Genomic DNA, 26,053 nt, shown 5'->3' with positions numbered 1-26,053 from the left:
ATCCTAGTCTTTCGTCACGCGCAGCAATTCCGCCTGCGAGGTGGTGCCGTCCTGCAACCAGCGCTCGCCATCTTCGCGCATGGTTTGCATGCCGTCACGCTGGGCGGCGCTGCGGATCTCGGCTTCGGATGCACTGTGATGGATCAGCGCACGGATTTCATCGGTGGTTTGCAGCAGTTCATACACGCCGACCCGACCCTGATACCCGGAATTGCCGCATTTGTCGCAGCCGACCGGTTGCCAGTTCTGGCCGTCATGGTGCCGGCAATGCGGGCACAACTTGCGCACCAGGCGCTGCGCCAGCACCCCGAGCAGCGACGACGACAGCAGGAACGGTTCAATCCCCATGTCGAGCAAGCGCGTCACCGCAGCGGCGGAATCATTGGTATGCAAGGTTGCCAGCACCAGATGACCGGTGAGCGACGCCTGCACTGCAATCTGCGCGGTTTCCAGGTCGCGGATTTCGCCGATCATGATGATGTCCGGATCTTGCCGGAGGATCGCCCGCAGCGCCTTGGCGAAGCTCATGTCGATGCGTGGATTGACCTGGGTTTGGCCGACCCCGGCCAGATCGTATTCGATTGGGTCTTCCACCGTCAGGATATTGGTGGCGGTGGTGTTCAGACGCGTCAACGCCGCATACAGGGTAGTGGTCTTGCCGGAACCGGTCGGCCCGGTCACCAGCACGATGCCGTGCGGCTGTGCGATCAGTTTGGCAAATTGCGGCAGCAGCGCATCGCCCATGCCCAGATTCTGCAGATCGAGCTGGCCGGCTTCCTTGTCCAGCAAGCGCAACACCGCGCGCTCGCCGTGCCCGGTCGGCAAGGTGGAAACCCGCACGTCGACCGGCTTGCCGCCGACGCGCAGCGTGATGCGGCCATCTTGCGGCAGACGCTTCTCGGAAATATCGAGTTGCGCCATGATCTTGATGCGCGAGATCAGCGCCGCGTGGATCGCCTTCTTCGGCCGCACCACATCGCGCAGCGCGCCGTCGATCCGGAACCGCACCACCGAAGATAGCTCGAACGGCTCGATGTGGATGTCGGACGCACCCTCGCGCAGCGCCTGGGTCAGCAGCGCATTGATCATGCGGATCACCGGCGCATCGTCGGCCGATTCCAGCAGATCCTCGATGGCCGGCATGTCCTGCATCAGCCGGGTCAGGTCGAGATCGGACTCGACTTCACCCACCACCTGCGCGGCATCGCCGCCGGAGCCGGCGTAGGCTTTGGCAATCGCCGCCTTGAGTTCTTCGTGCGGCAGGGATTTCAGCTTGACGCGGCCGAAGCGGCGGCTCACTTCGGCAATTGCGGTCGGCGGTGTCGCATCCGAAAACCATACCTCGACTGTACTTTCGTGATCTTCAGTCTTGCGGTACGCCAGCAGCGCGAAATCGCGCGCATACGCATACGGCAACAAGCGGGCCTCGTTCATCATGCTGTTCATTATCGCGACTCTGCCTCCGGCGCAGTGGGTGTGACCTGGATCGCCGCGCCGCCATTGCCGTTTGCGCCCGGCATGCTAACCCTTGGCAGCGGTCTCAGGAACGTGCCGCCGATGGGTTGGCCAGCTTCCAGCGGCGGCAGAATCGGTGCGCCGGTATCCGGTAAAACAGCGGTCCTGGCCGGCTGAGTGGCGATTTCGGTGCCGCGGATGTAATCGTAGCGGTCGGCCACCACGTTGGCGCTCTGCTCGCTGCTGCGGATCACGGTCGGGCGCAAGAACACCATCAGATTGGTTTTCTTACGGCTGCGCTTCTGGTATTTGAACAGGTTGCCGATGATCGGGATATCGCCCAGGCCAGGCACCTTCTCGACGCCGTCGCCGACGGTATCTTCGATCAAGCCGCCGAGCACGATAATCTGGCCGTCATCGGCCAGCACATTGGTTTCAATCGAGCGCTTGCTGGTGATGATGCCGGCCGCGTTGGCGGTGTCCTGGACCGCCGAAGTCTCCTGGTAAATCGCCATCTTGACGGTGCCGCCCTCGGAAATTTGCGGCCGCACCCGCAGCGACAGGCCGACGTCCTTGCGCTCGATGGTCTGGAACGGATTGACGCCGGCGCCGCCGCCCGACGCTTGCGTGGTGTACTGGCCGGTGATGAAAGGCACATTCTGGCCGACGATGATTTTAGCTTCTTCATTGTCGAGCGTGATCAAGTTCGGCGTCGACAGGATATTGGTATTGGCGTCGGACTCCAGCGCCCGCGCCAGCGCGCCCAGGCCGAGCGCGCCATTGATCTGGCGAAACACGCCCAGCGTCAGACCGGCGCCCGGTGGCAAAAGGCTACCGCCGGGCGTGCTATTGGCAATTGCCTGGCTGACGAGATTATCGCCGCCAGAGGCAAACGAGGTGCCGCCGCCGATCCGATAACTGCTGCCGCTATTGCCGGACAAGCCGAGCCACTGGATGCCGAACTCGGCCGCCTTGTCGGCTGTGACTTCGACGATCAGCGATTCGATATAGACCTGGGCCCGGCGCACGTCGAGCTGATCGATGACTGTGCGCAGATTGCGATACACAGGCTCGCTGGCGGTGATGATCAGGGTATTGGTGGCGGTGTCGGCCTGGATAAAGCCAGCCGCGCCGCCGGACGACAATACGGCCGGCGCGGCAGAAGGCGGCATGGACCCGGACATCCCGTTCGCTGTATTTTGCATGGGCGCCGGTGCTGATGTCGCCGGGGTCGAGCTTGGCGCCGCGCCATCCGAGCCGACCACCGAACGCAAGGTCAGCGCCAGCTTGGTGGCATCAGCGTTTTTCAGGTAGACCACATGCACGTTGCCGGGTTGCGCGGTCGGCTGGTCCAGTTTGGCGATCAGCGATTTGGCCAGGTTCGCCCGTGCCAGCGACGGCGCGCGCACGATCACTGCATTGGTACGGCTATCTGCAATCAGGTTGACGCGGCCGGAATCCGTGCCAGGTGCCGCGGCGCCCGGTTCCAGTAGTTTATTGATCATGAACGCGATATCGGCGGCAATCGCGTAGCGCACCGGCACCACATCCATATCTCCGCTGGCGGGAGCATCCAGCGCGGTAATGATTTTCCCCAGCCGGTTCAGGTTGTCGGCATAGTCGGTAATCACCAGCGAATTGTTGCCCGGGTTGGCATTGATCGTGTTGTTGGGTGAAATCAGCGGCCGCAATACCGCCACCAGATTGCCGGCCGATTCATAATTCAGGCGAAAGATCCGGGTTCCGATCTGGTCGCCCTTGAGGCGAACCGCGTCGCTCCTGATCTGGGTCGGGGTCGCTTGCAGCTTGGCATCGGCTTCCGGCACCACCTTGGTGAAACCATCGCCGGCCACCATAGCATACCCCTGCAGGCGCAAGGCTGAGGCCAGCAGGCTGAAGGCTTGCGCCTTGGTCAGCGCAGTCTCGGCCACCAAATTGATGGTGCCCTTGACGCGCGGATCAATGATGAACGTGGTGTTGGTGTAGTGGCCGATCGCCTTGATCACGGATTCGATATCGGCGCCGACGAAATTCAGCGTCGCTTCGTTATTGGCGGCCGCGGCCGGCCAGGCCGGCGGGATTGCCGCAACGCTCAGCAGCAATACTGCAGTTGCGCGCAAGCGCTGCCATTGGGCGTTTTTCTTAATGTGTTTTTGCATGCTGTTTCCCACCGCTGTATTTGATTGTTTTTTCATTATCTGAACTCTAAAGCGATCACATCACGGCCAGCGACCGTGCGGCGCTGGCCCAGTAAATTCAACAGGTTGGCCAATTTTTCCTGCTGTCCGGCGGCAGCCTCGGCGGTGCCGGAAAAACGCAGACGGCCATTCTCCAGCGCGCCACCGCCATTCAATAGCAGCGGACCCTTGACGGTCTTGAGCACCAGTTGCGCGCTCTGCCCGCGCCATTCCATTGTTACCAAATAAGCACCCAGTGGCTTGATCGGCGACAGACCCGACGCTATATCTTCGATATCCAGCCGCAGTGCGCCCTGCAGATCGATCTTTTGGCCACGACGCGCCAGTTGCAGCGGACTCCAGGACAAGCGCATCCGGCCGCTGGGCGCTATCGTATTGAGCGGCGCGCCCAATCCGGCCAGCCGTTCCGCCGGCAACATGATTTCTGCCGCGCTGACCTGCCACTGCGACCAACTGCCGCTAATACTGACCGGCTGCGTCAGCGCAGCGGGGTTTTCCAGCTGCAGTCGGACTTGGCCCAGCAACAGCAGCGGTGATAAATGCCATGAAAATCGGCCCGGCAGCAAGGGCGTGACCGGATCTCTGACGCCGGGGGCGCCGCCGATCGAGGCCGAGCCGTTCCAGAGCGTGCCTTGCGCATCGCCCAGCGTCAAGCGTCCTGCGGTCTGCGCCTCCACTAGTGTTGCCATCCAACTGGCTGGCAAGTATGCCAGCACCGTGAGGGCGATGCTGACGCAACCTGCCAGCAACCAGAGCAAGATGCGCGCCACTCAATCGGCCTTTGGCGCGCGCAGGGTCAGGCTGGCTTTGACGCTGCCGGCCATGGTTGTGGCCGTAACATTGGCCTCGACTACCGCCAGTCGCGTCGTTTTCTGTAGCGCCTGCAAGGCGTCCAGCAAGGCGCTGAAAGGGACTTCTGCGAATTGCAGTCGGGCAAAATCACCGCTCCACACCACGCTTTGCGCCTTTAGACCGTCTTTCTGCAGCGCCGCCTCGATGCTTTCTTTGCTCACGCCCGTCGCAGCAGCAGCCGGCGTCGCTGCGGGCAAGGCGGCAGCCTGTTTGACCATTGCCTGCAATTGTGCGGATTGGTGCCGCAAGACAGGCAGATTTTTGTGCAGCTGGGTGCGGCCCTGCAAGGCCGGGTCAATCAACAGCAGGTACAACAGGCCCAGCAAAACCACTGCAGCACCCAGCGCGATCAGGATGCGCTCGCGCTGATTGCGCTCAACCCAGAAGTGCGCCGCTGTGGCGCGCCTATCGGCAAAACGGACGGACTGGAGCGCCCATTTTTTGGAAAACTTGCGGTTGAGATTCATGGCGCACTCCTGATCTGCCAGACGCCAGCGCCTTGTTCGGTCAACGCCAGCTTGTGCGGTGCCAAGACCTGCCGGATGGTATCGGGTTTGACCGCATCAGCAGGCTTCAGGCGCACCAGCAGGCTGCGCTCGCGGTATTCGATCGCGGCAATCGCGGCCTGCGTTTGGCCCGCTTGCTGCAGGCCGGTCCAGGCGTTCCCAAAGGCGGCCGCCAGCGTCAGAAAATCATCCGGTCCAGCCTGGCCAGCACTTTGTTTGGCGGCACTGATTTTTTGCTGCATTTGGGCCACCGGATCGATGATCACGCTTTCTTTCGGAAAGGCGGCGCGGAAAGTCTGATTCATGCCGTCATGCAGGAAATCGGCTTCGTGCTGCAACTGCAGCCAGTTGGCATTAAGCCCGACAATATTCACCAGAATCGCCAGCAGCGCCAGCGCCGCCGGCCAGCGCCACGGCCGCCAGTTTACCTGCGGACCGGCCGACGCGCCCAACCCGCTCATCAGATCCAGCGTCACGCCCCTGGCAGCAGCGGCGCACTGAACCCAGTTTTCGGCTTCTATCTGCAATTGTGCATCGCCGGTATCGGCCGCTGCCTGCTGATAAGCCGCCACGCTGGCCGGCGACACTTGCAGCATCAGATCGGCTTGCGGCACCATTAGCCGCAATGCATCGATGACTTCGCGGGCGCCATTTCCATTTGTGGCACCGACGCAAAAGCCGATTCCATCCTGCTCCGACCAGCGCAAGGCAACGTCGCTGTCAGCGCCGTATTCAGTGACCGTCGCCGCAACCGCGGGAGGCTGGTACGGCAGGCAGAGCTGGGCCGGCACGGCTGCCAGTTGGCGCGCCCCCAGCGCGGTCAGGCTCGCGGATAACTGTTCCAGCCAGGCGCGATTGATCACCGCTACCGTGCGCATGCCGTCCTGCGCTGTGCCGACGGCAAACGCGCACTCGGCCGGGTCCGACATCAATTGATCCTCGACCAGGTTGGGCAGCGCCGCCTTCAGCCGGGCACTTGACAACGGCGGCACCTTGACGCGCAACAAGCTGACATCGCTGGCGGCCAGTAGTAGCACCACCCGGGCGGCCTGCCGGATCGCATCGGTCAGGCCGGGCAGCGCGGATTGGCCCTCGCGCTCGACTGCGCCGCTGTTCGATACCAGTGCAAACCGGCATGGCAGCGGCATCAGCGCGGCGTCGAAGGCTGCTTTGGAAGGATGGCGGATGTACAGTATGCTCACGGTGTCAAATTTCCCGAAAATTAATGGTCCCGAACCCAGATTAGCTTGGTGGTGCGATTGCTACGCTCAACCAGGGCCTGCATCTCCATGGTGGCACGGTTCAGGCGCACTTTGCCATTGACAATAAAATAATTTGTCGCCACCGCAAAGTCGTTGGCGCTTACCTCGCCCGACTTACCCGGTGGCAAGAGCGCAATAAACTCGGCGCTGCTGCGAAAAGGCGTCTTTGCGCGCGCGGCCACCAGCGCCGTGGCGTCCGATAGCGAGAGTGTATCAATTCTGGCCGCCAATACCTGGGCCGAAGCGGTATTCACATTGATTAGCGTAACGTTCGGCAGCACGGTCACGAAATCGCGTAGCGGGGCCAGTAGCGGTGCAGTAAACCCGGGCACCGCCAGCAAATCGTCGACTTGCAATAATTCCAGCGGCTGCAGGCCGGACCCGGGCTGGCTGGCAACGCCCGCCGGCGCGCTGCCGCTTGAAGTTGAAGTTGAAGTTGAAGTTGAAGTTGAAGCTGAGGCTGAGGCTGAGGCTGAGGCTGAGGCTGAGATCGGAACCGGCTGGGCGCGCGCCATGGTGTCTGCCACCGCTTGCGCCAGGCCGGTATTCAGTTGCAGACTGCCCAGCAAGCGCGCAAAGACGGCGACTTCGCGCGGGTTGACTTTGCCGCCTTGCGCCAGATTGGCGAGATTGAAGCGTCCTTGCGCGTCCTCAATCTGACCCGACAGAGTGGCGTCGGTCTGATCGTTGCCGGTGCGGCCGTTTTCGACATACTGGTCGAGCCGGGTTTCCGCCAGCGACACCGACCACGGCTCATCGAGCGTGTCGACGCGGGAAAACTTGGCGTCTTCGCGCAGCACCAAGCGCGCCCAGTCGAGTGCCCCGCGCAAAATCCATTTGGTCTGCAGGTGCAAGCGCTGATTTTCGATCGAGCGCACCTGCACCTGTTGCTGCCAGAACAGGCTGGCAACTATCGTCACCGCCAGCGCTGTCAGCAGCAGCGCGGTGATGATGGCTACGCCGCGCTGGTCGGCCCATGGCGCGCGCCTCATGACGCCCCCAGCAGGAATACCTTGGTCATGCGCAGCGCTGGTTCGGTCTGCAGCACTGTCAGCACGACCTCCAGCCCGCTCGCGCCAGTGGTGGTGCTGTAGTCGGTGCGCCAGCCGACGGCGCTGCCATTGCTGTCGCCCCACCACAAGCGCATCGTCAGGCCCGATACCGCGCTTTGCAATACCACCGCCGGTGCGGTGTCGGTGTCAGTGCCGCTGACGCTACTTTTCCAGAGCGCGTCGAGCGCGCTCAGATCGCGGGTAGCGATCGATTCGCGCCGGATCAACTCGCCATTGCGGATGCGATAAGCTACCACTTGCAGCCGCGACGGCTGATCGTCGGCAAATACGGTGCGAATCAACGTCAGGCGTCCGTCTTCCGCCGCCAGCGTGGGGCGGCCGATACTGGTTTCGCTGGCGAAATGTTCAGCATCGCTTTGCAGTTGCGCGAATGCCAGTTGCAGGCCGCGGGTTTGCTCCAGTTCGGCGGTCAGCGCCACGCGCGCGCGCACGATGCCATCCAGCCCGCGCCAGCCGAGCACCGCGACAATCGCCAGGATGCTGATGGCGACCAGCAATTCAATCAGGGTAAAGCCATGACGGCTGCGCTTATAGACCATTGGGCACCACCTGCACCAGTTTGATGATGCTTCGTTCCGGATTGCCGGACTCGAACACACTGACTTCGACCCGGCGGAAATTCGGGTTCGGGGTGGCGATCACTTCCTCCTCGCAGACCAGTAGCAAGCGGCCCTGCGGGCAATCGAACGCGCGCTTGCCGAAGGCCGGCCATTCGTGCGCCAGGCGGATCTGGCTCAGGCGGTTTTCGGCCGACCAGTTGGCCATCATCGAGGCGCGCAAACCTGCGCTGTTTTGGGTCAGACTCCCCACCGCGCGCAAGCTCGCGCCCAGCGAGGTGCCGACGATCACCAGCGCCACCAGCACTTCGAGCAGGGTAAAGCCGGCGGCGCCGCGGTTTGGGGTTCGCGCCATCTCAGTCCGCCACGAAATGGCCGATGCCATCGGCGCGAATGGCGACGCTGACTGTCTCCAAAGACAGCGTTAGCACGAAAGGCTTGTCGACCGGCTCGCGCCCGAACACGATGCGCAGCGGCCCATCGGTAGCTGCCAACGGCGGGTTGATCGACAGCGCTAGCGGCGCACTTTTGAACAAGCGCTCGCGCAGCATGTCATCCTGTGTGATGGCTTGCCAGGCGTGGTCCTCATGCACCAGGAAGCGGTAACGATCCGGCTCCAGCTCGAAGGCAACCGGCCGGTTGCGCACGATCGCTTCGTCGCGCGCCAGTTGCAGCAAGAGCGCGATGCGCTGCGCTTCGTTTTGCAGCGACTGGCGCGCATCCGGCAGCGCGTTGAACGCCACCGCACCGAGCGTGATGCCGATAATCACGATGACGATCATCAGTTCCAGCAAGGTGAAACCGCGCGCAAGCGGGCGCCACTGGGCAAGTCTGTATGTGGTTACAGATCCCACGAGCCGATATCGGCATCGTTAGCGGCGCCGCCAGGCTGGCCGTCGGCGCCGAACGAAAACACGTCGATCTCGCCTTTGATGCCGGGTGACAGCAACTGATAAGCGCCGCCCCACGGGTCTTTCGGCACCTTATCCAGATAACCGCCGGTTTTCCAACCGTTGGCGGCCGGGCCGGAAGTCGGCCGCGTAGTCAGCGCCGCCAAGCCCTGCTCGGTGCTCGGATAGCGCTGGTTATCGAGCTTGTACAGCTTGAGCGCCTGCATGATGGTCGCAATATCCTGTTTGGCTGCAACAATGCGCGCCTCGTCGGTGCGGCCCATCAGTTTCGGTACCACCAGCGCTGCCAGCACGCCCATGATCACGACCACGACCATGATTTCGATCAGAGTAAAGCCGCGCTGCACGGCGTTGCCCAGGCGGCGTGGTGCATGGAATAGGGAAGCATTCGACATAAGAATTTCTTGTTAAAAATAGAAAAAGAACCATGAGTATAAGGCTGAAGCGGTCGAGGCGTTGGCGCGGAAACCGCTCGCACCTTGCGCCATCGCAAGCAACCGGAATGGGACCTGGGGCGCAATGCTAAGTTCCGCAGGCGCAGGCACTCCGATCGGAATTGCCTGGCAGCCAGCAGCCCTGATTCGTGCTACGGTCATGCTGGAAAAACTTAAGGAGATTCTAATGGCACTACCGCACGCCACATCCGGCACCGTAATCGACCTGCGTCCGCTGGGCGAAAAATGCGCGATTTTTTCATCGATCGCCCTGATCAAAACCCCGCAGCTGGAAGTTATGCGCCTGACCCTGCCGCGCGGCAAGACAATGCCGGCGCACAAGGTCCCGGGCGAAATCACCGTGCAATGCCTGGAAGGCAGCGTAGCCTTCAGCGTGCATGGGCGGGTTCAGAATCTGCATGCCGGCGATATGATCTTCCTGGCCGGCGATGAAATGCACGCGCTGGAAGCGCTCGAAAATGCCTCGGTGCTGATCATGATCTTGCTCAAGAAGCCGGCGGCATGAAGTTGCGGCGACAAACATACTGGTTATCGTATTTTTACAGTCCGCAATGCAACTATGCGTGAAATAGCATGTTTTTACCTATACCCACGCATTTATTGGTGATTGCACAAGCCGATGGGATTCTTAAAACTCTTCCCACTGGCCATCTGCGCCCGCTGTCGGCGCGGTCAATTTCTGCGCGGATGGGGCTTTCCTGTTGCCGGCGCGCTTGCCGGCATTCGGCAATGCGGCCGCCGTATTAAGGGTCCGGGCAGACGCCGGGCTCCGTTGGGCTAGTTGTCCGCCATCAAGCTTGAACACGCTCACCACTTGCGACAGATTTCCCGCCTGATCCTGCAGCGACGCAGCGGCGGCAGCCGCTTCTTCCACCAGCGCCGCGTTTTGCTGGGTGACCTGATCCATCTGGCTGATGGCTTGATTGATTTGTTCAATGCCGGAAGTTTGTTCCCGGCTGGCCGACGTGATTTCACCCATGATGTCAGTGACCCGCTTGACGCTGGCGACGATCTCTTCCATGGTGACGCCGGCCTGGTCTACCAGCTTGGCGCCCTGATCCACTTTTTCCACCGAATCGCCGATCAGGGTTTTGATTTCCTTCGCGGCACTGGCACTGCGCTGCGCCAGGCTGCGCACTTCGGTTGCGACCACCGCAAAGCCCCGGCCCTGCTCGCCGGCGCGGGCTGCTTCGACTGCCGCATTCAAGGCCAGAATGTTGGTCTGGAATGCGATGCCGTCGATGACGCCGATGATGTCGACGATCTTCCTGGATGAATCGTTAATTGAGGCCATGGTGTCGACCACCTGCGCCACTACCGCGCCGCCTTTTTGCGCGACGTCGGAAGCGGTCAGGGCCAGTACGTTGGCCTGGCGCGCATTGTCGGCATTCTGTTGCACGGTGCTGGTCAATTCCTCCATCGAGGACGCGGTTTCTTCCAGAGAGCTGGCTTGCTCCTCGGTGCGCGAGGACAGATCCATGTTGCCGGCGGCGATTTGGCTGGAGGCGGTGGCGATGGTGTCGGTGCCGCTGCGCACCTGTCCAACAATATTGACCAGGCTGTCGCGCATCTCTTTTAGCGCATACAGCAGGCTGGTCCGATCGTTATCTTTCAGATCGACCGCAACCGTCAGATCGCCCTGCGCGATGCGGCGCGTAATGTTGGCCGTATATTCCGGCTCGCCGCCGAGTTGCTTGGTCAGCGATCGCGTGATAAACAATGCGGCGAGGGCGCCGATCAGCGCGGCAAGTCCGCCCAGCCCTAGCATAAGCATTTTTGCGCCCTGCGCTGCATCGTGCGCATCCCGGCCCGCTTCACGCATTTCATTGGTCTGCAGCGCAAGCATTTTATTGATTGCGGCAAAGAAATCCTGCTGCAACGGCCGCAGTACCGCGAATAACATGGTGGTCGCCGCGTCCTTGTTGCCTTCGCTAACAAGCTTGAGAGTGGCATCGCGCGCCTGCACATACGCGTTACGGGCGTCGTCCATATTTTTGAGGAGCTGCTTGCCTTCTGGCGACTGGATATGCTGCGTTAATTCAGCGGTATCTTTAGTGATTGTCGCGGTGGCTTGCAAAACCCTGTCAAAGTCTTTTTTCAGCTCCGCTTCGTCGGTAAACAGCAAGATATTGCGCATGCTGCGTGCCTGCAGGTTGACTTTGTCTTGTATCGCATTCAAGAGCACGGTCTTTTCGTAGCGGTTCTCGACCACTTCATCGATTTTGCTCGTGAGCAGACTCAGGCGGTTGCTGCCGAATAATACGATAGCGATCATGAATGCAATTACGATGCTGAAACCAAGCGCAAGACGCTGGCTGACTTTGAGATTATGTAAATTCATCATTGTTTCGGAATGTGTTGAAGTGAGTTTGGAGCGAGTGCGGTGGTGTGGAAAATAGTGCTGAAGGTGAGCCGCCCTAGCGTTTCTGCAATTCTCATGGAGCGGAGATTTTGCCGCTTGAGCATATGTGTTTTCTAATGTGTTTCCTAGTAATTCAGGCTGATTCTTTATAAGGCGCTGGCAACTTGTTCAATCAAATGCAGGTCTGCCGAAGGCAGTCAAAGTGTCAATTGTCATCAAAATAAGAATGCATTCGCATGGCATTTGATGGGTTTAAATGAACGGGTGTCTTGCCTTGCGGAAAATAATCGCGGGATTATATGCTACATCGCAGCGGCGCTCCACAAATTAATTCTCCGCCCACCGCCGGCGCGCAGAAATGCCAAACGTCCTCGCAAGCTGGCGTCAGCCCGGATTCGCGCCACGGCCATACTGGAAAATTTAAGGAAATGCCCAGGGCGCATTGCGGCGCGCACGGTCTCGGGCGAGATCACGGCGCAATGCCTGGGAGTGTGTTGCCTTCATCGCGGTCTGGCCAGCGCAGAATCTTAAGGAAGCCGGCGGCATGAAGTTGCGGCAATAAACATACTTGCTATTGTATTTTTACAATCCGCAATGCAACTATGCGTGAAATAGCATGTTTTTACCTATACTCACGCATTTATTGGTGATTGCACAAGCCGATGGGATTCTTAAAACTCTTCCCACTGGCCATCTGCGCCCGCTGCCGGCGCGGTCAATTTCTGCGCGGATGGGGCTTTCCTGTTGCCGGCGCGCTTGCCGGCATTCGGCAATGCGGCCGCCGTATTAAGGGTCCGGGCAGACGCCGGGCTCCGTTGGGCTAGTTGTCCGCCATCAAGCTTGAACACGCTCACCACTTGCGACAGATTTCCCGCCTGATCCTGCAGCGACGCAGCGGCGGCAGCCGCTTCTTCCACCAGCGCCGCGTTTTGCTGGGTGACCTGATCCATCTGGCTGATGGCTTGATTGATTTGTTCAATGCCGGAAGTTTGTTCCCGGCTGGCCGACGTGATTTCACCCATGATGTCAGTGACCCGCTTGACGCTGGCGACGATCTCTTCCATGGTGACGCCGGCCTGGTCTACCAGCTTGGCGCCCTGATCCACTTTTTCCACCGAATCGCCGATCAGGGTTTTGATTTCCTTCGCGGCACTGGCACTGCGCTGCGCCAGGCTGCGCACTTCGGTTGCGACCACCGCAAAGCCCCGGCCCTGCTCGCCGGCGCGGGCTGCTTCGACTGCCGCATTCAAGGCCAGAATGTTGGTCTGGAATGCGATGCCGTCGATGACGCCGATGATGTCGACGATCTTCCTGGATGAATCGTTAATTGAGGCCATGGTGTCGACCACCTGCGCCACTACCGCGCCGCCTTTTTGCGCGACGTCGGAAGCGGTCAGGGCCAGTACGTTGGCCTGGCGCGCATTGTCGGCATTCTGTTGCACGGTGCTGGTCAATTCCTCCATCGAGGACGCGGTTTCTTCCAGAGAGCTGGCTTGCTCCTCGGTGCGCGAGGACAGATCCATGTTGCCGGCCGCGATTTGGCTGGAGGCGGTGGCGATGGTGTCGGTGCCGCTGCGCACTTGCCCAACAATATTGACCAGGCTGTCGCGCATCTCTTTTAGCGCATGCAGCAGGCTGGTCCGATCGTTATCTTTCAACTCGACCGCAACCGTCAGATCGCCCTGCGCGATGCGGCGCGTAATGTTGGTGGCATAACTTGGTTCGCCGCCCAACTGTTTTTTGATTCCATGCCTGATGATCAGCGCGATAACGATGCCGAAAAGCGTGGCTACAGCGCCCAATAAGGCCAACAGCAGCACTGAAGTGCGCGATTGCTCTTTGGTCTGTACCACCGTTTTTGCAATCGACTCCGTTTGATAAGCCGAGAGTTTCTTGATACTGGCTACATAGTCGTCCAGCGCCGGTTCCAGTTTGGCTTGTATCAGCGTTCGCGCATTTTTTGCATTGCTGATTTTTTCCTTGAAAATTTCCTCGCGGGCTGCAATGTAAATGGTACGTTTGCCGCCGATCTGGGCGAGCAGGGCGGTTTCATCGGCATTTTTCTCAAACGTTTCCAGCTTCTTTTGAATCTCGGTGATCCTTGCGCTGGTTTCCTTGATTTTGGCCTGGACTTGTTGCTGCCTTGCCGGATCAGTGGATTCCGCCACCGCGATGGTGCGCGCTCCATTGATGTTCGTGTTGGCAGCCCATTCAGAGAACAGCCGCTCTTTCTGCATGTCGTGGTCAACCATCGTTGTGACGCTGCTGCCGATGCTTTGCAACTGCCAGGAGCCGATCCCTGCGATGAGCGCCAGCTGGATAATTACAATCGAAAATCCGATTGCAAGCCATGTACCAATCTTAATGTCTGCCATTTTCATGGAATGCTCTTATCTTTAATAGAGTGGTGCTGATTAGACGTCGAAATCGATGTGGATAATGTTTTTATGTTCGCGCTGCCGGAGTGCCGATCCATCCCGTTTCGGCACTGGATATCAGCATGCGCCCTGATGGCATTCGCTTTGCGCGGGGAGGGATCTGCATTACCTCGAAGAAATTTGCTGCAGCATTATAGCCATAATAGATGTGCTAGATGCCGCATTAAGTGCCCGGTTTGCATCCGCTTCTGATCGGGAAAGCCGCATTGCTCCGCAAGCTGTCGCCAGCCCGGATTCGCGCCACGGCCATACTGGAAAATTTAAGGAAATGTCGATGGCGCATTGCGGCGCGCAAGGTCTCGGGTGAGATCACGGCGCAATGTCTGAAAGGGTGTCGCCTTCATCGCGGTCTGGCCGGTCAGAATCTTAAGAAAGCGGCAGGGCGAGGCGCCGTATAGAAACATACTGGTTATTGTATTTTTACAATCCGCAATGCAACTATGCGTGAAATAGTATGTTTTTACCTATACCCACGCATTTATTGGTGACTGCACAAGCCGGCCGGGATTCTTAAAACTCTTCCCACTGGCCATCTGCGCCCGCTGTCGGCGCGGTCAATTTCTGTGCGGAGGGCGCTTTCCTGTTGCCGGCGCGCTTGCCGGCATTCGGCAATGCGGCCGCCGTATTAAGGGTCCGGGCAGACGCCGCGCTCCGTTGGGCTAGTTGTCCGCCATCAAGCTTGAACACGCTCACCACTTGCGACAGATTTCCCGCCTGATCCTGCAGCGATGCGGCGGCGGCTGCAGCTTCTTCCACCAGCGCCGCGTTTTGCTGGGTGACCTGATCCATCTGGCTGATGGCTTGATTGATCTGCTCGATGCCGGAAGTTTGCTCCCGGCTGGCCGACGTGATTTCACCCATGATGTCAGTAACCCGCTTGACGCTGGCGACGATCTCTTCCATGGTGACGCCGGCCTGGTCTACCAGCTTGGCGCCCTGATCCACTTTTTCCACCGAATCGCCGATCAAAGTTTTGATTTCCTTCGCGGCACTGGCGCTGCGCTGCGCCAGGCTGCGCACTTCAGTTGCCACCACCGCAAAGCCGCGGCCCTGCTCGCCGGCGCGGGCCGCTTCGACTGCCGCATTCAAAGCCAGAATGTTGGTCTGGAATGCGATGCCGTCGATGACGCCGATGATGTCGACGATTTTCCTGGATGAATCATTAATCGACGCCATGGTGTCGACCACCTGCGCCACTACTGCGCCGCCTTTTTGCGCGACGTCGGAAGCGGTCAAGGCCAGTACATTGGCCTGGCGCGCATTGTCGGCATTTTGCTGCACGGTGCTGGTCAATTCTTCCATCGAGGACGCGGTTTCTTCCAGGGAGCTGGCTTGCTCCTCGGTGCGCGAGGACAGATCCATGTTGCCGGCCGCGATTTGGCTGGAGGCAGTAGCGATGGTGTCGGTGCCACTGCGGACCTGTCCAACAATATTGACGAGGCTGTCGTTCATGTCTTTCAACGCTCGCAATAATTGACCTGTCTCATCCGTGGTTTTCACCTCGATATGGCTGGTCAGATCGCCGGCGGCCACGGTTTGGGCGATTTTCACGGCTTCGTTCAACGGCCGCGAGATAATGCGGGCGAGCCAGAACGCAACGAACAAACCGAGGGTAACGCTTGCTACCAGAAGGCCGATGATCAGGCTGCGCGACGTGGCATACCGCGTGTCACCCATCAGCGCTGCCTGAGCGCCGCCATCCACATTCAGCTGGACCATTTTTTCGATAGTCTCTTTGAGCTCGTGATTCAGCCGCGACGGCTCGCCGCGGATCGCAGCCCTTGCTTCCTCGGTTCTGTTTTCACGCGACAGCGCTAAGACTTTGGCGCCTTCGGTCGCATATACCCCCCACAGCTTGAGGAACTCGTCATATAGTGCTTTTTCTTCGGGGCTGGCAATGAGTTTGGAATAGATCTGCTGGTTTTTATCTTGGATTCAACCGGTCGATGCAACAAATTGACTGAATTGTTCAGCCGGCGTTTGGTAGTGTAATGTTTTCCTTGGTCGCTCGTTTAATTTTCGTGCCACGGCATTTAGCTGCGCCTGTGAGTAATCCGAAATATCGATCCCCTTGGGGAAATACTGCCTCAATAGTCCGTTCGTATTCTCATTGCTGCCACGCTGCCAGGGACTATGTGGATCACAGAAATAAACACTGATGTCGGTCGCCAACGTAAAGCGCTTGTGGTCCGCCATCTCTTTACCCCGATCCCAAGTTAGCGATTGATAGAGCTCCTGTGGTAACTGGCGAGCGTTTTTAATCAATGCGTTGATGACTGTTTCTGTGTCCTTGCTGGCGACCTTCACGAGCATCACATAACGGGTATGGCGCTCAACCAGGGTTGCGATCTGGCTATTGCGGTCCCCAAACAGCAAATCACCTTCCCAATGGCCCGGTACTGCTCGATCCTCCACTGCGGCCGGACGTTCACTAATCGAAACCGTGTCGGTGATTCGTCCGTGATTGACTGTCTTCTGCGTGTGATGGCGGGACCGGCGCATGGCGCGCGTACGCCGCAGATGCTCCAATAATTCCTTCTTCAGAGCACCGCGAGCCTGAATGAAGAGACTGCGATAGATCGTTTCATGTGACACCTGATAGTCATCGTTCTCCGGATACATGTGCTTGAGCCATCCGGCAATCTGCTCTGGCGACCACTGCAATCGTAGTTTGCCAGCCACAATACGTGCCAGTGTGGGATTGTCTATCAGCTTACAGTCCTTGGGACGATGTGCTCGATCCCAGGCAGCTTGATCAGCCTGGCTTGCACGATAGTCTTCTTGGCCGCCATTACGATTGATCTCACGGCTAATCGTTGATGGCGCCCGCTTGAGCAATGCAGCGATGGAGCGAATCGAGTGACTGGCAGCCAATGCACGCGATATCTCTTCGCGCTCGGCCAGGGTCAATGCCAATGGAGAACGGCGTCGCTCTGCAGGACCTATGCCGCCTGTCTCGGCCAGGATGCGTTGGATCGATGCGTGATTCCGGTCGAACAACTGGGCAATCTGTTGGAGGGATTCGCCTTTCTTCCAGCGCTCCCACATCAATGCCTTCTGGCTTTCTGTGTAATAGATCCGAGGTCTCTGTGCCATCTGCAACACTCCTTTTGCTTATGCAGTTTCTAGTGTGTTGCATCGACCGGTTGAATCCAAGATGTAAAGCAGCAACTGCGTCGTCGATCCGCTTCTCGTACTTAGTCCTCTCAGTCGCGTCAGTTGAGAGGATATGCTGCAGCGCCTGTGAACGGTGTTGGTCCAGGCTCGCCTTCATTTGCAGCGCCGCGTTCGAAGCCGGCATCCAGTTGGTCGTGATATCCGTAGTGCTGGCGTGGACCTTCTCCAACTGGAAAATCGAAAAAATGCCAAGAAACGCAGTCAATGCCAGCACAGCAAGAAATGACGCGACGAGCTTGACCGCCAGTTTCAAATCATAAAACCATTTCATTATTTTCCTCTTTAGGTAAGGGGCGTTAAAGCAAGCTTGTTGTGATTCCATGGCGCCGGTTTCAGACCACGCATTTTTCTATCAAGCCCAGCTGGTGGCTCGCCATTAGCTGGGCGATATCCATCAGGATCAGCATGCATCCGCATAGCATTAGCCTGGCGTGAATGAAGTGAGTGTATTGTTTCGTAGAAATTAATCGCGGGATTATATGCTACACCGCATCTGCACTCCAAAATTAGATACCCGCGCGCGCCGGGTGGAAATGCCAAGTGGCCTCGCGAGCTGCGATCAGCCACGGCATGCGGCTTTCCCGGGCTGTGCATTGCTTTTGAGCACATGCTACATTCGGTTGCATTGCCGTCACAATCCCAATCATGCCAACCAATCTGAATAGTCTCGCCGTTCGCCGCCCGTTCCTGACCGCGCTTGCCATCTCGCTGGGCGCCGCCGTGTCGCTCGGCATGACGCGTTTTTCTTATGCGCTGTTGCTGCCGCCGATGCGCAGCGATCTGGGCTGGACTTATCTGCTGGCCGGCGCGATGAATACCGGCAATGCGTTTGGTTACTTCATCGGCGCGCTGATGACGCCCGCCCTGATGCGGCGCTTCGGCGCGCACCGCATGCTGGTTGCCGGCGCGCTGCTGGCGGCGCTGTTCATGCTGCTGTCCGGCTTTGTCACTGACACCAACTTGCTGATGGGGCAGCGCGTCCTGTCTGGCGTGGCCAGCGCCTTCACGTTTATTTCCGGCGGCGTGCTGGCGGCGCGCCTGGGCGGTATGCATCCGCGTCATGCCGGCTTTCTGATCGGCCTGTATTACGGCGGCACCGGTTTCGGCATCGTCCTGTCGGCCTGGCTGGTGCCCGCCGCGCTGGCCGTAGCCGCGACTTTTGGCGCTGCGCACGGTTGGCAATGGGCCTGGCTCACCTTGGCCGGCACCTGTCTGCTGGCGACGCTGGGCATGGCAGCGCCGGCCCGGCAGATCCCGGATGCGCCGCGGCAGGCCGGCGCGCAGGGGCGATTCCGCGTGCGCTCTTTCGGCTATGGGCTGGCGGCCTATTTCATGTTCGGAGCCGGCTATATCGGCTATATGACCTTCGTCATCGCGCTGCTGAAGCAACAGGGCATGAGTGCGCCGCTGATCACGCTGTTTTACACCATGCTGGGACTGGCGGTGCTGGCTTCGTCGCGCATCTGGGCCCGCATGCTGGACCATTTCAAGGGCGGCCAGTCGCTGGCGATTTTGAACGGTTTGCTGGCGCTGGCCACGCTGTTGCCGGCACTCTCCGCGAGCCCGTTGGTGGTATTCGCATCAGGCGTGCTGTTCGGCGGCGTCTTTTTGTCGGTGGTGGCGTCCGCTACCACGCTGGTGCGGCACAACCTGCCGCCGCCGGCATGGTCGGCCGGGATCAGCGCCTTCACTACGGTGTTTGCCTTCGGTCAGATTGTCGGCCCCAGCGCGGTCGGCTGGATCGCCGATGGCGCTGGCGGTTTGCAACGGGGCCTGGTGTTTTCGGCGCTGACGTTGTGCGTCGGTGGATTGCTGGCGTTGCGGCAGCGGGCGGTCATTTCCGCCGTGGGCGCTTAGACTGATTCTTCGCGCGGATCGCGCGCCAACAGGCGCGCTACCATCTCTTGCACCGGATCGCCGTCGAACAGCACGCCGGCCACCGCATCGGTAATCGGCATGCTGACCCCGCGCTCAAGCGCCAGCGCGCGCACCGCCTGCGCGCACCGCACGCCTTCGGCCACATGCCCGAGATCGGCCACGATCGTGGCCAGCGGCTTGCCTTGCGCCAGCCTCAAGCCGACCTGGCGATTGCGCGACAGGTCGCCGGTGCAGGTCAGAATCAGGTCGCCGATCCCGGCCAGCCCCATGAAGGTTTCGGCCTGGCCGCCGAGCACCACGCCGAGTCGCGTGATTTCAGCCAGGCCGCGCGTAATCAGCGCGGCGCGGGCGTTGTGCCCCAGCCCCAGGCCATCGGCGATCCCGGTGGCAATCGCCAGGATATTCTTGACCGCACCGCCCACCTCGACCCCGATTTGATCCTCGCTCGAATACACCCGGATATTGCCGCCATGAATCGCGCGCACAGCATGATCCCGGAAGTCTTGCGATGTGGTGGCAAACGTCAGCGCGCAAGGCAGGCCGCGCGCCACTTCCTGCGCGAACGACGGACCAGACAGCGTGCCTGACGAGATGCGCTCGCCCAGCACATCGAGCACCACTTCATGCGGCAGCATCCGGGTCTGTTCTTCGAAGCCTTTGCACAGCCAGATTATATTGGCCGGCGCATACGGTTTCAGGCGTTCCAGCAGCGAGCGCAAGCCTGCCACCGGTGTGGCGGCGATCAGCAAGCCATCGGCTGCAGCATGCGCGACGGCATGCTCGAAATCGGCGCTCAATTCGAGCGCATCCGGCAAGCGGCTGCCCGGCAAAAAGCGCAAATTTTCCCGCCGCGCCGCGCAGTCGCGGATCAGTTCGGCGTCGCGCCCCCACAGCACGGCCCGCTGCCGTTCAGCCAGCGATATCGCCAGAGCGGTGCCCCAGGCGCCAGCGCCGAGGATCGAGATAGGCATGGAAAACAAGGTGGGATCGGTTGACATGGCGGTATGGAGTTATTTTCCGAGAGGGTGCATCGGCATTGCAGAGAGCCAGGCGGCGCTTCAGGAAAGCGCTTCCTGATGTTTGTAATTGAATTGATACAAGTCGTTGTATAAATCACTGCCGCAGTAAACATATGCGGGAAAGCAGTGGTTTTTAGGCATATCCCCGCTATTTACTGATAAATCTATTCGCCCCACACGTCGGCTGCCTTGATGTAGCCGCTCTGGCCGTCGCGGTGTTTTACCTTGAGCCAGCCGGATACGGCCGGCGCCAGTAATTCGAGCAAGACGTTTTTGTCGGCGCTGAAGACGACGCTGGCGGCTTCGTCCTGCGAGGCCCGGATCTGCGCATTGGCGACACTGACAACCACCCAGCGCTGCGCACTCAGCGCGCTGGATTCGACCCACGATAAATCGCCGCTGGCGTCGCGCACCTTGATCCAGTCGCCGTAGCTCAGGATCACTTCCAGCGGCATATTGCGCGGCGCGATGAACACTTTTGCGCCGCGCACCGAAGGCGCGTCGTACATGATGGCCGGCGCTGCCGCGACCGATTTGAAATCGGCCGCCTGCGCTATGCCAGCCGGCACCATTAATCCCAAACATACAGCGAAAACTGCGGTCTTCATGAACGGGCTCCGGCAGTGCAGCAAAGTGCCTACTTTAGTGCGTGGTAGGTGTGCCATTCGGCGCCAGGATGGCGGCTGCGCTTTGTTCAGCGAGGGCCTGCTGGCGCTGCTGATAAAACACTTCGAAATTGATTTCGGACAAATGCACCGGCGGAAATCCGGCGCGGGTAATCGCATCGGCGATGTTGGCGCGCAAATACGGATACACGATGTTCGGGCAGCCGATTCCTAGCAAGGCTTCAATCTGCTCGGGCGGAATGTTGCGCGCCTCAAAAATGCCGGCTTGCTTGCCTTCGACCAGAAATGCCACTTTGTCATTGATTTTGGCCGTGACGGTAATCGTCACAGTCGATTCAAAGATTCCGTCGGCCAGGTTGTCGACCCCGACATCGACTGCGACTTCGATATTCGGCGCCTCTTGTTCGAGGAAAATTCCCGGTGAATTCGGCTGCTCCAGAGACAGGTCTTTCAGGTACACGCGCTGGATTTGGAATACGGGTTGCTGGACTTCTTCAGTCATGAAACGCTTTCATAAGGTTTGAAAATGGGCGCTAGGAAATCTGCATCCGGCGCCCGTCTAACTGCTTATTGTAATGCCTTGGGGTCAAATCTAGCGTGCAGCTTAAGCGCCTTTGAGCAGCGCATCAAGCTTGCCCGCATGGTCCAGCGCCGACAAATCGTCGAAACCGCCCACGTAGGTGTCGCCGATGTAGATTTGCGGCACCGTGCGGCGGCCGGTCTTTTCCATCATCGTATCGCGCTGCTGCGGATCGAGATCAATCCGCACTTTTTCAATCTGGTCCACGCCCCTGGCTGTCAAAAGACGTTCTGCCATCACGCAGTAAGGGCAGACTCCGGTGCTGTACATCAATACATGTGCTGTCATATTTCTGTTCTTCCTTTATTTAACGGTTGGCAAGCCCTGTGCCTGCCAGGCAGTCATGCCGCCATCCAGACTCACCGCTTCGCTGAAACCGGCTTTTTTTAATCGTGCGGTTGCGCTAGCCGAGCGGGTCCCGGTTGCACAGACGACGATGACCGGCTTGCCCTTGAATTTTTCGAGTTCGCCCAACCTCGCCGGCAGAGTTTTCTGGCTGATGTTTTTCGCGCCCTGCAAATGGCCGGCGGCGAATTCTTCCGGCTCGCGCACGTCCAGAATCAAGGCCTTGCCCTGATTGATGATCTGGGTTGCCTGCAACAAACTCACCTTCGATCCGCGTCGCAACAAGCCGGGCACCAGCAAGGCGCCACCTGAAAGGAGTGCCAAGCCAAACAAGCTGATATTTTCAAGAATGAATTTCACAAATTTCCAATGATAAAAGTCTAATAAGATTACCCATAACCGGCAGCTGCAAACCAGCAGTTTCATGCCGACAAGCACCGTCTAAGCTGCATCAGCGCATACATGCAATGGCCGGTTTAACGATGAATGGACCGCAGCCAAGCGCATCATTATAAAATAGAAGACAAAATTCAATCCAATGCAGCCTGAACTTAAGCTTCGAACTTAACTCTTTTTACGCTTCCCATTCCCAACATGTATAAATTAGTCTTAATGCGCCACGGCGAATCCACCTGGAATCTTGACAACCGTTTCACCGGCTGGACCGACGTCGATCTGACCGCTAAAGGCGTCGCCGAAGCCAAACAGGCCGGCGTCGTGCTGCGCGAAGCCGGTTTTACCTTCGACCTCGCTTATACCTCGGTGCTCAAGCGTGCGATCCGCACGCTCTGGGGCACGCTCGACGAGATGGATCTGATGTGGCTGCCGGTCGTGCATGACTGGCGTCTCAACGAGCGCCACTACGGCGCTCTGCAAGGTTTGAACAAGGCCGAAACCGCAGCCCAATATGGCGACGCGCAGGTACTGGCATGGCGGCGCAGTTACGATATTCCACCGCAGCCGCTGGCGCCGCAGGACCCGCGCAATTCGTATGACGACCCGCGTTATGCGGGCCTTCCGCGTGAACAGATTCCACTCACCGAATGCCTGAAAGATACGGTGGCGCGCGTGATGCCGGCCTGGGACGATTCCATCGCTCCAGCCATCCGCGCCGGCAAGCGCATCATCATCAGCGCTCACGGCAACAGCCTGCGGGCGCTGATCAAGATGCTCGACGGCATCAGCGACGCCGATATTGTCGGACTGAACGTCCCCAACGGGCAGCCGCTGGTGTATGAGCTGGATGCCGATCTGAAGCCGATCAAAAGCTATTATCTGGGCGACCCAGTGGCCATTGCCGCTGCAGCGCAAGCGGTTGCCAGCCAAGGCAAGGCGAAGTAATTCGGCGCCGATGTCAAATCCGCTAGAGCATTACCAGCGCCCTGACAGGCGCGGCAGCCGTCCTTGGTTCGCGGCACTGGCGCATGGCGCTGCGCTGTGCGGCATGCTGGCCGTGTCCCTATCCATATCTGTGCAGCAGGACGTTTTTGCTGCTGACAAAATTACCGAACGCGCCAAACAAAAATTAGTCGCCGAATCCGAACGCACCGATTTACGGCAAAAACTGGGCGAGCTCAAACGTGACATTGCACAAACCGAAACCGCCAAAGGGAGCGCGGCCGATGCTCTGGCCAAATCTGAAAGCGCGATTTCGAACGCCACGCGCTCCTTGCGTAACCTGAGCGCAGAGCAAACGCAGACCGAAGCCAGGCTAGCGCAGCTGGCGCAACAACAAAGCGAATTCACCAAAACGGTACAGGCGGAGCAAAAACAGCTAGCGCAATTATTGCGGGAGCACTATATGGCTGGCAATGAAGACCGCACCAAACTTTTGCTGTCGGGCGATAATCCCAACCGCATTAATCGCGAACTGCGATACATGGGTTATGTGTCGCAAGCGCAAGCCCGCATGGTCGAATCGCTGCGCGTCAATCTGAAAGCCGTCGAAATCAATCAGGCTGCGGCGCAGAACGCCAAAGACGAACTGGATGAAATCGCCCAGGAAGAGCGCGAGCAAAAAGCCTCGCTGGAACAAGAGAAAGTCCGCCGCGCGCGTTTATTGACGCAGCTATCGAGCAAACTCGTGACGCAGCGCAAAGAAGCCGGCCATCTGGAGCGCGATGATCAACGCCTGGGAGGGTTGGTGACGAAGCTGGCGCAGCTGATTCAAGCACAGAAAAAAGCCGAGGCAATCGCACAAGAGAAACAGCGTCAGGAACGGTTGGCGGCCAAGGCAAAAGCAGAGCGATTGCGGGCCGAGCGCCTGCAGCAACAAGCGTTGCAAGCCAAAAAAGATACTGGACGTAAAGCCCCGGCCGCAGCCGAAAAAAATCAGCCCACTAATTCAGAAGCTGACGATGCCGCGCTGAAACCGGCTGAGTCCCCGGCGCGCAATGAACTTACTCCGGATGCCAGCATTCAGGAGGGCGTATTCGCCAAAATGCGGGGCCAGTTGCGATTGCCGGTACGCGGCGAATTAGTGGTGAAGTTCGGCGGCAAACGGGGCGACGGCCCCAACTCGAAAGGGTTGTTCATCCGCGCCGGCGAGGGTCTTGAGGTAAAGGCCGTCGCCCCGGGGCGTGTTATATTCGCGGACTGGCTGCGCGGTTTCGGCAATCTAATCATCGTTGATCACGGCAGTCAGTACATGACGATTTACGGCAATAATCGGGCTCTTTTCAAACGCTCGGGAGATGCGGTCAAATCTGGCGAAGCCATCTCTAGCACCGGCACTAGCGGTGGTAACGAGCAATCCGGCTTATACTTTGAAATGCGGCATCAGGGCCGCGCATTCGACCCACTTGGCTGGGTAACTATTAGGTGATACATGGGCAGCAAACTCAAAAATTTCGGTCTGATCAGTCTCGGTTTGATTGCCGGCGTAGCCGCATCCATGCAGTTTTCTGCACTTGCGCAAAAGTCAGTAAGCGCGCCGCTCCCGTATGAGGAATTGCGCCAGCTGGCCGATGTCTTCGGCCTGATCAAATCCGACTATGTCGAACCGGTAGAAGATAAAAAGCTGCTGACTGAAGCCATATCGGGCATGGTCGCGTCGCTGGACCCGCATTCATCCTATCTGGACAAGAAGTCATTCAAGGAATTGCGTGAGGGCACCCAAGGCAAATTTGTCGGCCTTGGGATTGAAGTAGGGATGGAAGACGGTTATGTAAAAGTCATTTCGCCGATCGAAGATTCCCCCGCTTATCGCGCCGGAATCAAGGCCGGCGATTTGATTACCCGCCTCGACTCAACGCCGGTCAAGGGCATGACACTCGAGCAGGCCGTCAAGCAAATGCGCGGCGAGCCGAATACCAAAATCACGCTGACTATCGCGCGCAAGGATGAAGACAAACCGCTGATCATCGCAATTGTTCGACAAGAAATCCACGTCCAGAGCGTTAAAGCTAAAATAATTGAGCCTGGGTATGGATGGTTGCGCGTAGCACAGTTCCAGGAACCGACGGTAGATGACCTTGTCAAAAAAATTGACGATTTGTACAGCAAGGAGCCGAACATGAAAGGTTTGGTACTGGATCTGCGCAATGATCCGGGTGGCGTATTGCCTGGCGCAATTGGCGTTTCCGCAGCATTCCTGCCCAAAGATGTGGTGATTGTATCCACCAACGGCCAATTACCGGATTCCAAGGCAACTTTCTATGCCCAGCGCGAATATTATGCATCCCGAGCATTAGGCGATCCGCTCTCCAAACTGCCGGAGGCGATCAAGAAGGTGCCCATGGTGGTGCTGGTCAACACCGGCTCTGCCTCAGCCTCTGAAATCGTGGCGGGTGCGTTGCAGGATTACAAGCGTGCAACCATCATGGGCACCCAAACATTTGGCAAAGGCTCGGTACAGACCATCCGGCAATTGTCGGCTGATACTGCGGTGAAATTGACTACCGCACGCTATTACACCCCGAATGGCCGCTCTATCCAGGCCAAGGGAATCGTTCCCGACTTGTTGGTGGAAGAATATGCAGATGGCGATGGCCTGAACGGTTTGCGACTGCGCGAAGCCGATCTTCAAAAGCATTTGACCAACGGCGATACGGTCAAGCAAGCTGATGCTGTCAACACTAATCGCGATGCGCTGGAAGAAGAACAACGCCTGATTGCTCTTGAGAAAAAACGCAAGCCGCTTGAGTATGGCGGCCCGGATGACTTCCAGTTGGCACAGGCAATGAATCACCTCAAAGGATTGCCAGTGCAAGTCGCCAAGGTCAAGCCCGAAATTGCCGGTAGTTCGGCAAGTGACAAAGCCGACAAAGCCGATAAAGCTGATGTCAACAAGAAAAAATAATCGCTAGCACCCAAAAAACGCCGCAGCAATGCGGCTTTTTTGTGGGCATCACTTCTTGC

At 58.8% G+C, this 26,053-nt stretch carries 23 protein-coding genes and 2 pseudogenes; 5 read left to right on the top strand and 20 right to left on the bottom strand.

The window, feature by feature from the left end; genetic code table 11:
- Nucleotides 1-3 precede the first annotated feature (3 nt).
- From gspE to gspG, 10 genes are read right to left on the bottom strand one after another with little or no spacing between them, the layout of a single operon-like run.
- Entirely contained in the window at nucleotides 4-1,446 is a 1,443-nt protein-coding gene (gene gspE / locus FKCLFG_RS14770; protein WP_472613830.1) for a type II secretion system ATPase GspE, read from the bottom strand.
- Complete coding sequence (gene gspD / locus FKCLFG_RS14765; RefSeq protein WP_472613829.1) at nucleotides 1,446-3,614, bottom strand: type II secretion system secretin GspD; 2,169 nt, start codon at nucleotides 3,612-3,614, stop codon at nucleotides 1,446-1,448. The genes gspE and gspD overlap by 1 nt, the downstream gene beginning before the upstream one ends.
- Before the next feature lie 35 nt (nucleotides 3,615-3,649).
- Entirely contained in the window at nucleotides 3,650-4,423 is a 774-nt protein-coding gene (locus tag FKCLFG_RS14760) for a type II secretion system protein N (RefSeq protein ID WP_472613828.1), read from the bottom strand.
- Nucleotides 4,424-4,972 (bottom strand): type II secretion system protein GspM, encoded by a 549-nt coding sequence (gene gspM / locus FKCLFG_RS14755; RefSeq protein ID WP_472613827.1) that lies wholly within the window; start codon nucleotides 4,970-4,972, stop codon nucleotides 4,424-4,426. It lies immediately after the preceding gene.
- Nucleotides 4,969-6,213 carry a type II secretion system protein GspL gene (gene gspL / locus FKCLFG_RS14750; RefSeq protein WP_472613826.1) on the bottom strand — a complete coding sequence of 415 codons (1,245 nt, stop codon included), beginning with the start codon at nucleotides 6,211-6,213 and terminating at the stop codon, nucleotides 4,969-4,971. The genes gspM and gspL overlap by 4 nt, the downstream gene beginning before the upstream one ends.
- A 20-nt stretch (nucleotides 6,214-6,233) precedes the next feature.
- The gene (gspK, locus tag FKCLFG_RS14745; RefSeq protein ID WP_472613825.1) at nucleotides 6,234-7,265 is read right to left on the bottom strand and encodes a type II secretion system minor pseudopilin GspK; all 1,032 of its coding nucleotides are present in this window, start codon (nucleotides 7,263-7,265) and stop codon (nucleotides 6,234-6,236) included.
- Entirely contained in the window at nucleotides 7,262-7,885 is a 624-nt protein-coding gene (locus FKCLFG_RS14740) for a PulJ/GspJ family protein (protein WP_472613824.1), read from the bottom strand. Before FKCLFG_RS14740 ends, gspK begins: the two co-directional genes overlap by 4 nt.
- Nucleotides 7,875-8,258 carry a type II secretion system minor pseudopilin GspI gene (gspI, locus tag FKCLFG_RS14735; protein ID WP_472613823.1) on the bottom strand — a complete coding sequence of 128 codons (384 nt, stop codon included), beginning with the start codon at nucleotides 8,256-8,258 and terminating at the stop codon, nucleotides 7,875-7,877. The genes FKCLFG_RS14740 and gspI overlap by 11 nt, the downstream gene beginning before the upstream one ends.
- Nucleotide 8,259: 1 nt before the next feature.
- Entirely contained in the window at nucleotides 8,260-8,757 is a 498-nt protein-coding gene (gene gspH / locus FKCLFG_RS14730; protein ID WP_472613822.1) for a type II secretion system minor pseudopilin GspH, read from the bottom strand.
- Entirely contained in the window at nucleotides 8,745-9,209 is a 465-nt protein-coding gene (gene gspG, locus FKCLFG_RS14725; RefSeq protein ID WP_472613821.1) for a type II secretion system major pseudopilin GspG, read from the bottom strand. The genes gspH and gspG overlap by 13 nt, the downstream gene beginning before the upstream one ends.
- A 226-nt stretch (nucleotides 9,210-9,435) precedes the next feature.
- Here gspG and FKCLFG_RS14720 point away from each other — a divergent pair, with 226 nt between their 5' ends.
- Nucleotides 9,436-9,774, top strand: a complete 339-nt coding sequence (locus FKCLFG_RS14720) for a cupin domain-containing protein (RefSeq protein ID WP_472613820.1) — start codon at nucleotides 9,436-9,438, stop codon at nucleotides 9,772-9,774.
- 123 nt (nucleotides 9,775-9,897) lie between these two features.
- On the opposite strand, the gene FKCLFG_RS14715 is transcribed toward FKCLFG_RS14720, so the two are convergent.
- From FKCLFG_RS14715 to FKCLFG_RS14695, 5 genes and pseudogenes are all read right to left on the bottom strand, one after another.
- Nucleotides 9,898-11,610, bottom strand: a complete 1,713-nt coding sequence (locus tag FKCLFG_RS14715) for a methyl-accepting chemotaxis protein (RefSeq protein WP_472613819.1) — start codon at nucleotides 11,608-11,610, stop codon at nucleotides 9,898-9,900.
- A 692-nt stretch (nucleotides 11,611-12,302) separates the two neighbouring features.
- Nucleotides 12,303-14,012: a methyl-accepting chemotaxis protein gene (locus FKCLFG_RS14710; RefSeq protein ID WP_472613818.1), complete on the bottom strand. Its 1,710-nt coding sequence runs from the start codon at nucleotides 14,010-14,012 to the stop codon at nucleotides 12,303-12,305.
- Between the two features lie 567 nt (nucleotides 14,013-14,579).
- A pseudogene (locus tag FKCLFG_RS14705) lies at nucleotides 14,580-15,995 on the bottom strand (methyl-accepting chemotaxis protein); the annotation flags it as partial.
- Between the two features lie 9 nt (nucleotides 15,996-16,004).
- Entirely contained in the window at nucleotides 16,005-17,165 is a 1,161-nt protein-coding gene (locus FKCLFG_RS14700) for an IS30 family transposase (RefSeq protein ID WP_472613379.1), read from the bottom strand.
- Nucleotides 17,166-17,244: 79 nt separating this feature from the next.
- A pseudogene (locus tag FKCLFG_RS14695) lies at nucleotides 17,245-17,517 on the bottom strand (MCP four helix bundle domain-containing protein); the annotation flags it as partial.
- Between the two features lie 374 nt (nucleotides 17,518-17,891).
- Between FKCLFG_RS14695 and FKCLFG_RS14690 the strand changes: the two are divergent.
- Entirely contained in the window at nucleotides 17,892-19,103 is a 1,212-nt protein-coding gene (locus FKCLFG_RS14690) for a YbfB/YjiJ family MFS transporter (RefSeq protein ID WP_472613817.1), read from the top strand.
- Here FKCLFG_RS14690 and FKCLFG_RS14685 read toward each other — a convergent pair.
- The 5 genes from FKCLFG_RS14685 to FKCLFG_RS14665 all read right to left on the bottom strand — a co-directional run bounded on the left by FKCLFG_RS14685 (nucleotide 19,100) and on the right by FKCLFG_RS14665 (nucleotide 22,054).
- Nucleotides 19,100-20,095 carry an NAD(P)H-dependent glycerol-3-phosphate dehydrogenase gene (locus tag FKCLFG_RS14685; RefSeq protein ID WP_472615871.1) on the bottom strand — a complete coding sequence of 332 codons (996 nt, stop codon included), beginning with the start codon at nucleotides 20,093-20,095 and terminating at the stop codon, nucleotides 19,100-19,102. The two genes, FKCLFG_RS14690 and FKCLFG_RS14685, sit on opposite strands and share 4 nt — an antisense overlap.
- A gap of 212 nt (nucleotides 20,096-20,307) precedes the next feature.
- Entirely contained in the window at nucleotides 20,308-20,751 is a 444-nt protein-coding gene (locus FKCLFG_RS14680; RefSeq protein ID WP_472613816.1) for an SH3 domain-containing protein, read from the bottom strand.
- Nucleotides 20,752-20,785: 34 nt separating this feature from the next.
- A complete protein-coding gene (secB, locus tag FKCLFG_RS14675) occupies nucleotides 20,786-21,271 on the bottom strand; it encodes a protein-export chaperone SecB (protein ID WP_472613815.1) in 486 nt (161 codons plus the stop codon).
- Between the two features lie 102 nt (nucleotides 21,272-21,373).
- Nucleotides 21,374-21,637: a glutaredoxin 3 gene (gene grxC / locus FKCLFG_RS14670; RefSeq protein WP_472613814.1), complete on the bottom strand. Its 264-nt coding sequence runs from the start codon at nucleotides 21,635-21,637 to the stop codon at nucleotides 21,374-21,376.
- A 15-nt stretch (nucleotides 21,638-21,652) separates the two neighbouring features.
- The gene (locus tag FKCLFG_RS14665; RefSeq protein WP_472613813.1) at nucleotides 21,653-22,054 is read right to left on the bottom strand and encodes a rhodanese-like domain-containing protein; all 402 of its coding nucleotides are present in this window, start codon (nucleotides 22,052-22,054) and stop codon (nucleotides 21,653-21,655) included.
- A gap of 234 nt (nucleotides 22,055-22,288) precedes the next feature.
- Here FKCLFG_RS14665 and gpmA point away from each other — a divergent pair, with 234 nt between their 5' ends.
- The 3 genes from gpmA to FKCLFG_RS14650 all read left to right on the top strand — a co-directional run bounded on the left by gpmA (nucleotide 22,289) and on the right by FKCLFG_RS14650 (nucleotide 25,994).
- Nucleotides 22,289-23,035: a 2,3-diphosphoglycerate-dependent phosphoglycerate mutase gene (gene gpmA / locus FKCLFG_RS14660; RefSeq protein ID WP_472613812.1), complete on the top strand. Its 747-nt coding sequence runs from the start codon at nucleotides 22,289-22,291 to the stop codon at nucleotides 23,033-23,035.
- Nucleotides 23,036-23,138: 103 nt separating this feature from the next.
- The gene (locus tag FKCLFG_RS14655) at nucleotides 23,139-24,518 is read left to right on the top strand and encodes a murein hydrolase activator EnvC family protein (protein ID WP_472615870.1); all 1,380 of its coding nucleotides are present in this window, start codon (nucleotides 23,139-23,141) and stop codon (nucleotides 24,516-24,518) included.
- Between the two features lie 3 nt (nucleotides 24,519-24,521).
- On the top strand, nucleotides 24,522-25,994 hold the full coding sequence (locus tag FKCLFG_RS14650) for a S41 family peptidase (protein ID WP_472613811.1): 1,473 nt from the start codon (nucleotides 24,522-24,524) through the stop codon (nucleotides 25,992-25,994).
- Nucleotides 25,995-26,053 lie beyond the last annotated feature (59 nt).

Source organism: Gelidimonas denitrificans, from assembly GCF_055694065.1.
Note: the sequence above shows the minus strand (reverse complement) of the source record. Positions and strands in the feature narration are given on the sequence as shown.

Bases quoted from the DNA above. Each gene is read 5' to 3' on its own strand.
- gspD (WP_472613829.1), bottom strand. From the start codon at position 3,614: ATGCAAAAACACATTAAGAAAAACGCCCAATGGCAGCGCTTGCGCGCA.
- secB (WP_472613815.1), bottom strand. From the start codon at position 21,271: ATGACTGAAGAAGTCCAGCAACCCGTATTCCAAATCCAGCGCGTGTAC.
- gspI (WP_472613823.1), bottom strand. From the start codon at position 8,258: ATGGCGCGAACCCCAAACCGCGGCGCCGCCGGCTTTACCCTGCTCGAA.
- FKCLFG_RS14655 (WP_472615870.1), top strand. From the start codon at position 23,139: ATGCTGGCCGTGTCCCTATCCATATCTGTGCAGCAGGACGTTTTTGCT.
- grxC (WP_472613814.1), bottom strand. From the start codon at position 21,637: ATGACAGCACATGTATTGATGTACAGCACCGGAGTCTGCCCTTACTGC.
- FKCLFG_RS14700 (WP_472613379.1), bottom strand. From the start codon at position 17,165: ATGGCACAGAGACCTCGGATCTATTACACAGAAAGCCAGAAGGCATTG.
- gspK (WP_472613825.1), bottom strand. From the start codon at position 7,265: ATGAGGCGCGCGCCATGGGCCGACCAGCGCGGCGTAGCCATCATCACC.
- FKCLFG_RS14690 (WP_472613817.1), top strand. From the start codon at position 17,892: ATGCCAACCAATCTGAATAGTCTCGCCGTTCGCCGCCCGTTCCTGACC.
- FKCLFG_RS14680 (WP_472613816.1), bottom strand. From the start codon at position 20,751: ATGAAGACCGCAGTTTTCGCTGTATGTTTGGGATTAATGGTGCCGGCT.
- FKCLFG_RS14740 (WP_472613824.1), bottom strand. From the start codon at position 7,885: ATGGTCTATAAGCGCAGCCGTCATGGCTTTACCCTGATTGAATTGCTG.
- gspM (WP_472613827.1), bottom strand. From the start codon at position 4,972: ATGAATCTCAACCGCAAGTTTTCCAAAAAATGGGCGCTCCAGTCCGTC.
- gspE (WP_472613830.1), bottom strand. From the start codon at position 1,446: ATGAACAGCATGATGAACGAGGCCCGCTTGTTGCCGTATGCGTATGCG.
- gspG (WP_472613821.1), bottom strand. From the start codon at position 9,209: ATGTCGAATGCTTCCCTATTCCATGCACCACGCCGCCTGGGCAACGCC.
- FKCLFG_RS14715 (WP_472613819.1), bottom strand. From the start codon at position 11,610: ATGAATTTACATAATCTCAAAGTCAGCCAGCGTCTTGCGCTTGGTTTC.
- FKCLFG_RS14710 (WP_472613818.1), bottom strand. From the start codon at position 14,012: ATGAAAATGGCAGACATTAAGATTGGTACATGGCTTGCAATCGGATTT.
- gpmA (WP_472613812.1), top strand. From the start codon at position 22,289: ATGTATAAATTAGTCTTAATGCGCCACGGCGAATCCACCTGGAATCTT.
- FKCLFG_RS14685 (WP_472615871.1), bottom strand. From the start codon at position 20,095: ATGCCTATCTCGATCCTCGGCGCTGGCGCCTGGGGCACCGCTCTGGCG.
- FKCLFG_RS14650 (WP_472613811.1), top strand. From the start codon at position 24,522: ATGGGCAGCAAACTCAAAAATTTCGGTCTGATCAGTCTCGGTTTGATT.
- FKCLFG_RS14720 (WP_472613820.1), top strand. From the start codon at position 9,436: ATGGCACTACCGCACGCCACATCCGGCACCGTAATCGACCTGCGTCCG.